At 54.6% G+C, this 12,750-nt stretch carries 14 protein-coding genes; 9 read left to right on the forward strand and 5 right to left on the reverse strand.

What is annotated here, in order from left to right:
• The first annotated feature begins 31 nt into the window (after window positions 1-31).
• On the forward strand, window positions 32-361 hold the full coding sequence (locus C1J03_RS02855; protein ID WP_114883473.1) for a DUF1491 family protein: 330 nt from the start codon (window positions 32-34) through the stop codon (window positions 359-361).
• A complete protein-coding gene (gene recO, locus C1J03_RS02860; RefSeq protein WP_114883475.1) occupies window positions 361-1,086 on the forward strand; it encodes a DNA repair protein RecO in 726 nt (241 codons plus the stop codon). Before C1J03_RS02855 ends, recO begins: the two co-directional genes overlap by 1 nt.
• On the opposite strand, the gene C1J03_RS02865 is transcribed toward recO, so the two are convergent.
• The 3 genes from C1J03_RS02865 to C1J03_RS02875 all read right to left on the reverse strand — a co-directional run bounded on the left by C1J03_RS02865 (window position 1,070) and on the right by C1J03_RS02875 (window position 3,824).
• On the reverse strand, window positions 1,070-1,462 hold the full coding sequence (locus tag C1J03_RS02865) for an META domain-containing protein (protein ID WP_114883477.1): 393 nt from the start codon (window positions 1,460-1,462) through the stop codon (window positions 1,070-1,072). The two genes, recO and C1J03_RS02865, sit on opposite strands and share 17 nt — an antisense overlap.
• Complete coding sequence (locus C1J03_RS02870; RefSeq protein ID WP_114883479.1) at window positions 1,459-1,980, reverse strand: TetR/AcrR family transcriptional regulator; 522 nt, start codon at window positions 1,978-1,980, stop codon at window positions 1,459-1,461. Before C1J03_RS02870 ends, C1J03_RS02865 begins: the two co-directional genes overlap by 4 nt.
• A 161-nt stretch (window positions 1,981-2,141) precedes the next feature.
• Entirely contained in the window at window positions 2,142-3,824 is a 1,683-nt protein-coding gene (locus tag C1J03_RS02875; RefSeq protein ID WP_114883481.1) for an acyl-CoA dehydrogenase family protein, read from the reverse strand.
• Between the two features lie 142 nt (window positions 3,825-3,966).
• On the opposite strand from C1J03_RS02875, the gene C1J03_RS02880 reads away from it, so the two are divergent.
• Window positions 3,967-4,734 carry a sulfite exporter TauE/SafE family protein gene (locus tag C1J03_RS02880; RefSeq protein ID WP_114883483.1) on the forward strand — a complete coding sequence of 256 codons (768 nt, stop codon included), beginning with the start codon at window positions 3,967-3,969 and terminating at the stop codon, window positions 4,732-4,734.
• Here C1J03_RS02880 and C1J03_RS02885 read toward each other — a convergent pair whose 3' ends face one another.
• Window positions 4,735-5,094 (reverse strand): helix-turn-helix domain-containing protein, encoded by a 360-nt coding sequence (locus tag C1J03_RS02885; RefSeq protein ID WP_114883485.1) that lies wholly within the window; start codon window positions 5,092-5,094, stop codon window positions 4,735-4,737.
• Window positions 5,095-5,246: 152 nt separating this feature from the next.
• Between C1J03_RS02885 and C1J03_RS02890 the strand changes: the two genes are divergently transcribed.
• Together C1J03_RS02890 and C1J03_RS02895 are read left to right on the forward strand one after the other, a co-directional pair.
• Entirely contained in the window at window positions 5,247-6,167 is a 921-nt protein-coding gene (locus C1J03_RS02890) for a helix-turn-helix domain-containing protein (protein WP_114883487.1), read from the forward strand.
• 52 nt (window positions 6,168-6,219) lie between these two features.
• Complete coding sequence (locus C1J03_RS02895) at window positions 6,220-6,936, forward strand: hypothetical protein (RefSeq protein WP_114883490.1); 717 nt, start codon at window positions 6,220-6,222, stop codon at window positions 6,934-6,936.
• 71 nt (window positions 6,937-7,007) lie between these two features.
• On the opposite strand, the gene C1J03_RS02900 is transcribed toward C1J03_RS02895, so the two are convergent.
• Window positions 7,008-8,606 carry a phosphoenolpyruvate carboxykinase gene (locus tag C1J03_RS02900; protein WP_114883492.1) on the reverse strand — a complete coding sequence of 533 codons (1,599 nt, stop codon included), beginning with the start codon at window positions 8,604-8,606 and terminating at the stop codon, window positions 7,008-7,010.
• A gap of 379 nt (window positions 8,607-8,985) precedes the next feature.
• Between C1J03_RS02900 and C1J03_RS02905 the strand changes: the two genes are divergently transcribed.
• From C1J03_RS02905 to rapZ, 4 genes are read left to right on the forward strand one after another with little or no spacing between them, the layout of a single operon-like run.
• Complete coding sequence (locus C1J03_RS02905) at window positions 8,986-9,687, forward strand: response regulator transcription factor (RefSeq protein WP_114883495.1); 702 nt, start codon at window positions 8,986-8,988, stop codon at window positions 9,685-9,687.
• A gap of 33 nt (window positions 9,688-9,720) precedes the next feature.
• Window positions 9,721-11,415, forward strand: coding sequence for a sensor histidine kinase (locus C1J03_RS02910; protein ID WP_114888813.1), 1,695 nt, complete (start codon window positions 9,721-9,723; stop codon window positions 11,413-11,415).
• Between the two features lie 16 nt (window positions 11,416-11,431).
• Complete coding sequence (locus tag C1J03_RS02915; protein ID WP_114883497.1) at window positions 11,432-11,863, forward strand: HPr kinase/phosphorylase; 432 nt, start codon at window positions 11,432-11,434, stop codon at window positions 11,861-11,863.
• Window positions 11,860-12,750 carry an RNase adapter RapZ gene (gene rapZ / locus C1J03_RS02920; RefSeq protein ID WP_114883499.1) on the forward strand — a complete coding sequence of 297 codons (891 nt, stop codon included), beginning with the start codon at window positions 11,860-11,862 and terminating at the stop codon, window positions 12,748-12,750. The genes C1J03_RS02915 and rapZ overlap by 4 nt, the downstream gene beginning before the upstream one ends.

The raw sequence follows: 12,750 nt of genomic DNA on the forward strand, positions 1-12,750 counted from the left end.
GTAGTTTTTCAACCGAATTCTGGGGGTGCATGTGCCTCGTCTGACTGCACGTTTCTGGGTGGACGCCTATTTGGCGCGTTTGCGAATCCAAGACATCCCTGGATTTGTTGTAGCACACGGGGATGATACTGGCGGCGCGGTATTGGTTAAGCTGAACACGCTCGACGGACAGGCGGTCTTGTTTCAACGCTCATTTGATTTGATGACGGGCGATCGAAGGTGGGTCGAACTGGCTGCAGGCGCTGAGGCGGAAATCGATGAGGTTGCTAATCGGCAACGTGGGTTTGACCCTGATCTTTGGATCATCGAAGTGGAGGACCGCGCGGGGCGGCACCTGCTGGACGCCGAAGGGTTAGGCTGATGGAGTGGCGCGATCAGGGGATATTGCTGAACACGCGCTGCCACGCAGAAACTTCTGTGATCATCGAAGTTTTTACACCGTCTCAGGGCAAACACGCAGGCATTGTCCGAGGCGGGACAAGCCGCAAGATCGCGCCCATTCTACAGCCGGGTGCGCAGCTTGATGTGATGTGGCGCGCCCGACTTGAGGACCACATCGGAGCATTCACTGTTGAGCCGGTTCGGAGCCGGGCGGCCATTGTGATGTCGGACCGTCTCGCGCTGGCGGGATTGAATGCGGTGACGGGGATGCTGTCGTTCTGTCTGCCAGAACGGGAACCGCATTTGGCGCTCTACCAGCGATCTGAAGCGTTGCTCGACCTGCTTGGTGAAAATGAACTTTGGCCGCTGGCCTATCTGCGTTGGGAAGTTAGCCTGCTCGAAGGAATGGGCCATGGCCTTGATTTGAGTGCCTGTGCCGTGACGGGTGCACAGGAAGAGTTGATCTATGTTTCCCCAAAATCTGGGCGCGCTGTGTCTGCCGAAGGGGCTGGGGAATGGGCGGATCGGATGTTGCCGTTACCGGATGTTTTGCGCGGCCAAGGCGATGCGAGCGATGCCGAGATTGCCGTGGCGTTTCGGACTACGGGATACTTTCTAGAGACCCATTTGGCGCAAGGTTTGGGATCACGACCGTTGCCGCAAGCGCGCGCTCGGTTCATCGAGGCATTCAGTCGGTTGCTGTAAATACCATCGAAAGGCCGTCAGGATTGGACAATATTAATGTGTCGCCGGCGACTTCGGATAATGATGCCGCTGAAAGGGCTGCCAGAAAGACAGACTCTGTGGCGAGGTCAGGACACGCACGTCTTGTTGCAGCAATAGGGCCAGCTTCGAACCATGGATAAGGCGCAGACATTGTGGCGGTGTAGCTGTTGCACGGCGCGTCGCCCGCAATGCTGCCGGGTTCAGGAAAAAGCAAAGTTGCTTTAGCGTTGAAGGGTTCGCCGTTCAGCTCCGTCAAAGTCCAAATCTGATCATCGGCCCCGTAAGCGCGCACGGTTTCATCGCCTTGGCAGGCACCTAGTACGGCAGCAGAAATCAAGGCGGCAGCGAACTTCAAGACAACGCCAGCACTGTGTCGACAAGCGCGCCAAACGCAGCTTCGGCATCTTCGTCGTTGGAGAGTTGGGGAAGGCCGATCAAGCTGGCCAGCAATGCACGTGCAAAGGCCGGATTTCGCAAACCGAGTTGGCGAAGAAGATGGGTAAGGTACGTCAATCTTTCTGCATCAACCTCGGCCAACGTTGCAGCGACCTGCGGGGTGGTCCGGGACCAAAGGCGCAAAGCCGTTTCCGACGGGTCAGACAGAATCGTCCGGCCAAACTGGCGCAAGCGTTGATCAGCAGAGCCGTCCGAGCGCAAAAGATCGAGCACCTCGGCCAGAGCTTCCGCTTGCCACTGGCGCAATAGCGCGTCGTGATACGCAGGTACGTCCTTGAAATGCCAATAGAATGAGCCTTTTGTCGTCCCGAGTTGGCGTGCCAAAGGCTCGGCTGCCAATGCCGTAGGGCCCCGCATTTGCAGGGCATCAAAGCCAGCGGCGATCCAGCGGTCGGGTGTCAATTTTGATGTGCTCATGTTCCGCTCACTAGGCCTGCACCCAAGAGAGCGCAAGGGCCGTTCAACTTGCATTTGGTCGCGCGCGAATTGTCGCTCAGATCATAGGTTATTGGGGGTGCCAAACGCAGGTTTGCACACGCAAACCGCTCCAAGACTGTTATTAGCGGCTTACGATTGCGTCACCCTAGGATGCGGCGCGCAATCACCTGTGCTTGAATTTCAGCTGCACCTTCAAAGATGTTGAGGATACGTGCATCGCATAACACCCGGCTAATTTTGTATTCCAGCGCAAAGCCGTTGCCGCCATGTATTTGCAGACCGTTGTCCGCAGCGGCCCAGGCAACGCGGGCACCTAGCAGCTTTGCCATGCCTGCTTCTACGTCGCAGCGGCGGCCCTCATCTTTTTCGAAAGCGCTGAAATAGGTGAGCTGGCGCGCAACCATGATCTCAACCGCCATCATCGCAAGCTTTGAGGATACCCGCGGGAAATTGATGAGCGACTTGCCAAATTGCTTGCGGTCGATCGCATACTGCATCGAGAGGTCGAGTGCCGATTGCGCCACACCAATCGCGCGCGCCGCCGTCTGAATGCGGGCGCTTTCAAAGGTTTCCATCAGTTGTTTAAAGCCTTTGCCTTCTTCACCGCCGAGCAGGTTTTCTGATTTCACTTCAAATCCGTCGAATGCCAATTCGTATTCTTTCATGCCGCGGTAACCGAGCACTTCAATCTCGCCGCCGGTCATGCCGGGGGTCGGAAAGGGGTCGGCAACGCCTCCCGGCGCTTTTTCAGCTAGGAACATCGACAAGCCTTTGTAGTTAGTTGTCGTCGGGTCTGTTCGCGCGAGCAGGGTCATGACTTGGGTGCGCGCGGCATGCGTGATCCAGGTCTTATTGCCCGTGACTTTATACATATCGCCATCTTTTACCGCGCGGGTGCGCAACGCGCCCAAGTCGGAACCAGTGTTTGGCTCAGTGAAAACAGCCGTTGGCAGCGTTTCTGCAGAGGCGATGCGGGGCAGCCACTTCGCTTTTTGCGCGTCGGTGCCACCTGCGATTATCAGCTCCGCGGCGATTTCTGAACGGGTGCCCAACGACCCCACGCCGATATATCCGCGTGAAAGTTCTTCGGAAACGACACACATGGACGCTTTGCTAAGGCCAAAACCGCCGTATTCCTCGGGAATTGTCAGGCCGAAGACGCCCATTTCGGCCAATTCCTCGATGACCTCCATTGGAATCAGTTCATCTTTGAGGTGCCATTCATGCGCAAATGGCTCAATCTTTTCGACAGCATAGCGGCGAAACTGCTCGCGAATCATCTCTAACTCATCATCGAGGCCGGACGCTCCAACGGTGATATTGGCCGAATGCTCCTGCATAAGCGCGACCAAACGGGTGCGAGCGGCTTGGGTATTGCCACCTTGCGTCAGGGCCATGATCGCGGGGTCCATCAGCGCACGCTGGTCGTCTTGGCCCAGACCAAGGTCCTGCAGACGGACGATTTCACCCTGATTCATCTGGATGCCGCCGTAGATCTGCCAAAGGTATTCGCCAAATGTGATCTGGTGCAGCAACTGTTCGGTCTCGCCGAATCGGTTCTCGGCCTGCATGCGCGTGGCCCAGGCCTGCATCTGACGTAGCGCTTGGGCATAGGTCGCAAGCCACGCAAGCCCATGTGCAGCGGTTTGGTGTTGTTCAATCAGGCTTGCAGAAACACGCCCACCATCGGACACAAGCGCACGCACACTATCTGTAGCTGTGGCCAACACCGTATCAACCGGGCCAAGCGCCGCCTTGGTCAATACTAACAGATCATCCAAAACAACTGGAGCGTCCACGTTCAACTGTCCATCGTGTGCCATGTCTATCATCCCTATTTACTTGGGTTCCGCTTAATCCTTTCGCAGGTGCAGCGCAACAAAGATACGTTTTACCGCGACAATTTGGTTGAAAATTACGTGTGTTTTTGCGGCGTAGCATGTGGATGAGGTGTAAGGCGGAGGTATGGAAACGCTCTTTCCCCTTTTGACACCTGCAGAATTGGCCATTGCCCTTTTGGTCGGCGTGGTTGGTGGGATTGTAAAAGGGGTGGTTGGCTTTGCGATGCCGCTGGTTCTGATCTCTGGTCTGACGATATTCATCTCGCCTGAGCTCGCACTGGCCGGGCTGATTCTCCCCACTTTGTTTACAAACGGTATTCAAGCTCTGCGGCAGGGACCTGTTGCAGCTTGGCAATCGACCAAACGATTCGGGGTATTTCTAATCTTTGGTGGGGTCATGCTGGTAATAGCGGCCCAGTTTGTTCGGGTTTTCCCTGAGCAGGTGATGCTGCTGGTGATCGGTATTCCTGTGACATTCTTTGCGTTGCTTCAATTGTCTGGGTACCAGTTCAAATTGGATGCAAAGAACAAAGGAATTGAAGCCTGTTTCGGTATGGTTGCTGGGACATTGGGTGGGTTGTCAGGGATATGGGGGCCTCCGACGGTGGCCTATTTGACCGCACTCGATACGCCCAAGCAGGATCAGATGCGCATTCAAGGCGTAGTATATGGCCTTGGTGCACTGGCGCTGGTCGGAGCCCATATGGGGTCAGGTGTGCTGCGTGGCGACACTTGGGGCTTTTCCGCCGCGATGATTCTTCCCGCGACGGTTGGAATGTGGATCGGGTCCAAAATTATGGACAATTTCGACCAAGGAACGTTCCGGCGGGCCACGTTATGCGTGCTTTTGCTGGCCGGAGCCAACCTTATCCGCCGGGGTATATTGGGGTAATCAGCCTTGACGAGCGACTGTCATACCTGAGACGTCTTCAATAAACGTCACAATACGTGATTTAACAGCGTCGTCTTTAATTGCTGCCAGCGCCGTAACGATTTCCATTCCGGGATCGTTTGCGGTCGTCTTTTCATCGTTATCGTTTAACCCATCGAAGAAATACGCAGGCGAAACATCAAAAATTTGAGCCAATTCAAAAAGCCGGCTTGCCGCGACGCGGTTGGAGCCGATTTCATATTTTTGGATTTGCTGGAATGACAGATTAAGCTGCCGCGCGACGTCTGTTTGCGACAAACGGCGCAACGTGCGAATCTGTTTAAGTTTACGTCCAACGTGAACATCTACTGGGTGTGACATAACCGATAACCTCTTTTTCAACTATGAGGTGTTTTCCTAAATTCTCGCTTAATGCGCAATTGTGTAACTTTTTCCATTTTAACGCGAAAAATATACAGATGATGGGTTATTGGTGTTGATTTGATGTATGATTTGTATTCCAGTGCGGGTTGATGAATGAACCAGTAAACATACCCGAATCAACGACCGAGGCTGTAGAAGTGCATGCGCCGCCTCTACTTTATGAAATGATCCGTTCTTTTACGACGCTTGCTCGGACATTAAATTTGAGCCACGCGGTCACCGAATTGAACAGCACCCGGCAGACCGTCCGGAGGCACATCGCGCAGCTCGAAGAAATGATGGGTGAGCCGCTTTTTTCGATCGATGACCGTCGCTACCATCTTACCGAAGCTGGAAACCAAACCTTACCAGAAGCGCAGGATATTCTAGCGCGCTGTAACGTCTGGATGCGGGGCCAAGTTGTGCATCAAAACGGGATGCCACAATACAAGATCGAGTTCCCGACAGGCGGCGATTTTTATCAGCAACAAAAGCCGCTTAACTCCATATGGAAGTCAGACCGGCCGTTGCTTGCTGCTGCGCTAAAGGCGTGGACGATGGCGAATGGTGATCTTGAAAGCCCTTATTTTGAGGCGCTTCGGCCTTATGTGATGGTCTTTAGGAATTCGCCCAATGGGTGGGTTTGTGTCGAGCTTGGCGATGAGTCTTCATATGTTTCATGGTTTGGGCTGGCCACTGCGCGTAGCAGTATTGGGCGTGTCTTAGGTGAGCTACCAGGCGGTGCAGATTTTGCCCGACTCCTAAGCCAACCCTTCCATGATGTTGAGCGCGATCGCAGTGTAAGGGTTGACCACATTTATACCCAAATACCCCGTGGCCCGGACCAGGATCCTGTGCAGATCTGTTACGCGCGTCTCCTTCTTGGATGTAGCTTTCCAGATGGTTCATTTGCGCTCGTTTCTGTGGTCGATCGGCACAATGAAATAGAGATTTCTGACACGCCCGGACGGCAAATGCCCGCCGATCTTGTTATGAATGTGGATACAATCTCACTAAATCAGAAGCATTAGATAAAAAACTGTCCTATAATCAGGTAACTTGGCTGATTAATGGGGATTCGTCATGACCATACATACTGTAAACGACGACGCGCACTTTATTGCTGCGAGTTTAGACATACTACATCGCAATTCGATAACCCTGACGATGGGAACGGATTTCGAAGAGTATAAAACATTGCTCGCTGAAGGGCGACCTGATCATTTGATTGGGGCGCCTTTTGATCCTGAGCAACATAAGCTTGATGAAACGAATGGCGTTTGGGTTGTCGGGCGTGATGCCGATAATACCATCATCCATACGCAAGCGCTTAGGTTGCTAGACCTCAAGCATAAGCCGCTGAGTGAATATCTTCGCAGGGGTTTCCAGCAGTTTCCGCCATCTGGTTTGGACATCGACTACAAGCGGTCACGTTACCGCGCAGGCCCGGGTGCGCAGCGCATCTCTGGGCAAGTTGTCTATCATGGTGAAGTCTGGATGGGAGGCGCACCTGGACGTTTCCGTGGAACAGGCCTTTCAAGTGTCTTGGGTCGGTACGCGTTTCTTCTTGCGATGCAACGCTGGTCTCCAGACCATGTTATTGGCTTTATGCCAAAGCCTGTTGCATTTAAGGGATTCGCTGAGCGGCAGGGCTATATGCATGCGGAGCCAGGGTGCTTGCGATGGTTCATCAAAGGCGAAGACAATCCGCTTGAGGGCTTTATGGTCTATATGAGCAATGAAGACATCCGCTTCATGCTGGATATGCCACTCCGAGATCTGGAAGCGCTTGCTGCTTAAAGCCTCAACGACATCTGAAACGAAAAAGGCCGCCTCAACTGGGCGGCCTTTTTTGTATCTGTGTGGAGTATCTAGCTGATCGCAGCCGCTTTGACTTCATCATCGATGAACGGCAGGTATTTCTGAAAGTTATCGGCGAACATGCCAACAAGTTTTGCAGCTTGGCGATCATATGCTTCGGCATTGTCCCAAGTCCGGCGCGGATCCAGCAAGATGTCAGCGACACCCGAGACACCCACGGGCACGTCAAAGCCGAAGTTCTCATCTTTGCGGAACTTGGCATCTGCTAGTGATCCATCAAGTGCTGATGTGAGCAACGCACGAGTGGCGCGGATCGGCATCCGTGATCCCTTGCCGTAAGCGCCGCCCGTCCAGCCGGTGTTGACCAACCAGCATGTCGCGCCGTGCTCCGCGATCTTTTCACGCAGCAGATTGCCGTAGACTTCTGGGCGGCGTGGCATGAATGGCGCGCCAAAGCAGGTCGAGAATGTGGGTTCTGGCTCAGTTACGCCGCGCTCTGTGCCCGCAACCTTTGAAGTGAAACCCGAAAGGAAGTGGTACATCGCCTGCGCAGGCGTCAAGCGAGCAATGGGCGGCAGGACACCAAATGCGTCGCAGGTCAGCATGATGATATTCTTAGGGTGCCCACCAATGGCCTTGGCCGAGGCATTCGAGATATAGTGAAGTGGATAGGCGCAGCGCATGTTGGCCGTCAGGCTATCATCGTCAAAATCAAGTTCCTTGGTCTCTTCATCGTAGACCATGTTTTCGATCACAGTGCCGAATTTCTCTGTCGTGGCGTAGATCTCTGGTTCTGCTTCGCGCGACAGATTGATTGTCTTGGCATAGCAACCGCCCTCAAAGTTGAAGGTGCCGGTATTGGACCAACCGTGCTCATCATCGCCAATCAGAGTGCGACCTGGGTCTGCGGACAACGTCGTTTTGCCCGTTCCAGACAAGCCAAAGAATACGGCCGCGTCGACAGGATTACCTACCGCGTGGTTGGCCGAGCAGTGCATCGGCATGACGCCCTTTTCCGGCAGCAGGTAGTTAAGCAAGGTAAAGACGGATTTCTTATTCTCGCCGGCATATTCGGTGCCGCCGATCAGGATCATCTTGCGGTCGAAATTCATCGCAATCACGGTTTCGGAATTGCAGTCATGCTTTTTAGGATCAGCTTTGAAGCTGGGGCAGTTGATGACCGTGAAATCCGCGATGAAGTCGTCCAGCGCATCACGATCAGGACGGCGCAACATGTGCCGGATAAAAAGCCCGTGCCACGCAAGCTCAGTCACCATCCGTACATTGATCGCGTGTTTGGGGTCTGCTCCGCCCACGAGGTCCTGCACGAAATAGTCGCGACCCTGCATGTGGGCCAGCATGTCAGTGTACAGCGTATCAAACCCAGCCTCTGTCATGGGCGCGTTGTTTTCCCACCAGATGGTGTCGAGGACGCTTGGTGATTTGACGACGTGTTTGTCTTTGGGTGAGCGGCCTGTGAATTTGCCGGTGGTCACCAAAAAGGTGCCGCCTTTGCCCAAAGTGCCTTCGCCGCGGGCGAGTGCTGTTTGAACCAACGCCGGTTCCATCAAGTTATAGTAGACATCGCCGAGCCCGCTGATCCCTTGATCTGTTAGGCTAAAGTTCGGGTTTACCCGTCCATTTGTCATGCGGTGTCTCCTGTCGCGTCGCTTAAAGGGTCTTAAATCAAGGTGCCGGTGCCCGGTCCCATTCAGTACTATTGGCCTCTTATCACGATGATTTGTGGGATGAACAGGCAGTTCGATTTCGTTAGCGCCACCATTGCGAACTTAGGCAATTCAGTGCGTTCCACGGCACCAATGCGCCTCACTCGGGCGGATTGTTCGAGCCCTACCGAATTGCCAGCCTGACGGGAAACTGCGGCAATTTAGCCATTCCTTACCAAATTATGGCTGAAATAGGGCACAGCATGGAAGTGATTCGCACTTTTAGATTGATTTGGCCGGCGGGAAAGTGATGACTGTTGGAAAAAATAAATCATTATTGAGCAGTACAAGGAAACAGGCAGTGTCAAAAATCGCATTGGTGGACGACGACAGGAACATCCTGACGTCCGTCTCAATGACTCTTGAGGCCGAAGGCTTTGAAGTTGAAACATATAACGATGGTCAGGCGGCATTAGACGCCTTTAACAAGCGTTTGCCCGATATGGCTGTGCTGGACATCAAGATGCCGCGTATGGACGGCATGGACCTTTTGCAGCGTATTCGTCAGAAAACTGCGATGCCAGTGATCTTCCTGACGTCTAAGGACGACGAGATCGACGAAGTACTTGGCCTTCGCATGGGGGCCGATGATTACGTCAAAAAACCATTCTCGCAGCGTCTGTTGGTAGAACGTATTCGCGCGCTTTTGCGTCGCCAAGATGCGGTTGAAAGTGACGTTGTCGGGGATACCGAAGAAACGAAAGTCATGGAGCGCGGGCATCTTCGTATGGATCCGCTGCGGCACGCGGTTGCCTGGAAAGGCAACGATGTATCGCTGACAGTGACAGAATTCCTGCTACTTCAGGCCCTGGCACAACGTCCCGGTTTCGTTAAGTCGCGCGATCAATTGATGGACGTGGCGTATGACGACCAAGTGTATGTAGATGACCGGACTATCGACAGCCACATCAAGCGTTTGCGCAAGAAAATGCGCACAGCGGATGATGAATTCTCAGCGATTGAGACGCTTTACGGCATCGGTTATAGATATAACGAAGAATAAATTGGCGGTGTGGCCGTGGCCGAGAGGAGCTTCGTGCGCGATTTAGCCCCCCCTACGCGGGATGGTGATGTTGTTCTGGGCGACGATTGGGTCTCCCCGGACAATGCCGCTCCGAATGAAATCAGGGTGCGCCGTGAGCGGCGCGGCCTGTTTTCGTTGCGCGCCTCTCCTCTGACTCGCAAGATCATCACCTTCAACCTGATTGCGTTGAATGTGCTGGTGGCAGGTATCCTCTACCTCAACTCATCTCGTGACAGCTTGGCCGTCCAGCGCGCGGCGTCTTTGGTGTCCGAAGCCGAGCTGATTGCGGATGTGATCGAAGCACAATTGCCGATCAGCGGCAGCGTCGACTTGGCAGCTAAGACAGATGTCGATGTTGCAAGTACACTCGACGGCTTGGACCTGCGAAGCGGGATCGAAGTTTTTGTCTACGGGACAGATGGTGGGCTGATCGCGCGCTCCGAGGGGGCGCTTGATACGCAAAACGTTAAGGGTGTTCCTCAGTCTTCGGACAAGACATTGCTGACCGACGGCTTAAGCTGGCTGTGGTTGAAGGTCTCCGCGCCTTTCGGTGGTGGTCGTGAAGAGGTCAAGATCGAAGACCGTCTAAAGCCGCTTATCTCCGAAAGCTTTGAGGGCGGGACGCAAATCAAGAAGGACTTTGATGAGACTGGCGGGACGCTGTTTACTGTTGCGACGCCTATACAACTGGGTGGGCAAGCCGTCGGAGCCATCGCAATAGCCAGTGCCGCGGGTGAGATTGACCGCTTTGTGCGTGGTGAACGAGAGCGGGTCCTCCAGATGTTCGTGATTGCGACGCTTGTCAGCATCGGTCTTAGCCTTGTGTTGGCCTCAACGATTGCCAACCCGCTTGCCGATCTGGCCGCTGCTGCAGAACTTGGGCGAGACAAAGATGCCCGAAAGATGAACCCTGGCCGCATTCGGATCCCTGACCTGACGGCGCGCCCGGATGAGATTGGCCGACTGAGCGGGGCTCTGCGCGGCATGATTTCCGCGCTCTACAACCGCATTGACGGCAATGAACAATTTGCAGCTGATGTGGCGCATGAGATCAAGAATCCGCTGGCGTCGCTACGGTCTGCCGTCGGCACACTTCGGATGATCAAACGCGAAGATCAGCGGATGAAATTGCTAGATGTTATCGATCATGATGTACGCCGGTTGGACCGTCTGGTAAGCGATATTTCCAACGCTTCGCGATTGGACAGCGAGTTGGTCAAAGAAGAAGAAGAGCCCTTTGATTTGCTCGTGATGCTGGGCAATTTGGGCCAATACCTTGGCGAAGACGCCAAGACCAAGGGCATCGATTTCATTGTTGATATGCCGAAAGATCCGATCATCGTTCACGGTCTTGAAGCACGCCTGGCGCAAGTGTTCGTCAATCTGATCACCAACGCAGTTTCATTTTGCGAGGACGGCGACGCAATCCGCGTTTGGGCGCGTAAGCGGGCCAATCGCGTGTTGGTTGTGGTTGAAGATACAGGCCCCGGTATCCCCGACCAGGCGCTGACCAAGGTATTTACGCGCTTTTATTCTCAGCGTCCCGACGAGCATTTTGGCAATAACTCCGGGCTTGGCCTCGCGATTTCCAAGCAGATTGTCGAAGCTCATGGTGGCGTGATTTGGGCTGAGAACATTCGTCCTACCGAAGCGGACATCACCTCCGAGCCGCTGGGTGCCCGGTTCGTTGTCGGCTTGCCGATCTGACGCTGCTGCGCCTTAGATGAATACAAAACAGACAACCCTCCATGCGACAACGGTCGCGGTGGGCGACAAGGCCGTTGTGATCCGTGGTGAATCTGGCGCCGGAAAATCGGCGTTGGCTCTTCAATTGCTGGCACTTGGCGCGCGGCTCATCTCAGATGACCAGACCGACGTAGTGCGCGATGGAGATATCCTGATGGCGTCGGCCCCGAAGCCCATACAAGGGCTGATAGAGGCCAGGGGCGTTGGGATCTTGCGGATGCCTTATGCGGGTCCAACGCGGATTGCCCTCATTGTTGACCTATCCACGTTAGAAAAAGAGCGTCTGCCCTATGCTCATACAGAGCGCATACTGGACATCACGCTTCCCTGTCTTCACAAAGTTGCCAGCGCGCATTTCCCTGCAGCGGTAGCGCTCTATCTTAAGGGCAGTAGAAAAGAGCCCCAATGACAACGCAAGAGCCGACTCCAAGACGCATCGTGCTTGTAACCGGCCCGTCGGGGGCAGGGCGTTCGTCTGCGCTCAATGTGCTGGAAGACGCAGGGTTTGAAACCATCGATAACCTGCCGATGCGCCTACTGCCTGCGTTGCTGGATGGGCCTGATCAATTGCGCCCACTTGCCTTGGGGATCGACCCTCGCAACCGCGATTTTACGGCCAACGGGGTCATCGACCTGTTGGGGCAGATTAACGCAATTGAGGGCCTTTTGGGCGAACTCCTTTATTTGGATTGCTCCACCGATGTCTTGTTGCGCCGGTTCTCAGAAACCCGACGCCGTCACCCCCTCGCCCCCGAAGATCGCCCAGGCGAGGGGATTGCCCGCGAACAGGCGCTGCTCAAGCCGATCCGCGCCCGCGCTGATGTGTTGATCGACACGACCGATCTGAACGTGCACGAGTTGCGCGCTGAGGTGGAACACTGGTTTGCCCCCGGCGGTGCGCGCCATTTGACGGTTTCTGTTCAGTCGTTTTCTTACAAGCGCGGCCTGCCGCGCAGTGTTGATATGGTTTTTGACTGCCGTTTCCTGCGCAACCCATATTGGGAGCCTAGTTTGCGCAAGCTTAACGGCACCGATCCGGCGGTTGCCTCGCATGTGCGCGGCGATCCGCGTTATGAGGCCTTTGCAACACAGGTGCTGGACCTAAGCTTGTTGATCCTGCCTGCATGTCAGGATGAGGGCAAAAGCCACATCTCCATTGCGTTTGGGTGCACGGGTGGGCAACACCGCTCTGTTACGTTGGCGGAACATCACGCATTGCGTCTTGCGGAGGAGGGCTGGCAAGTGTCAATTAGACATCGCGAGCTGGACCGCCGCGAGCGTAAAGAGGCAGAATAA

Source organism: Sulfitobacter sp. SK012 (genome assembly GCF_003352085.1).
In the GTDB taxonomy this organism is placed as follows: domain Bacteria; phylum Pseudomonadota; class Alphaproteobacteria; order Rhodobacterales; family Rhodobacteraceae; genus Sulfitobacter.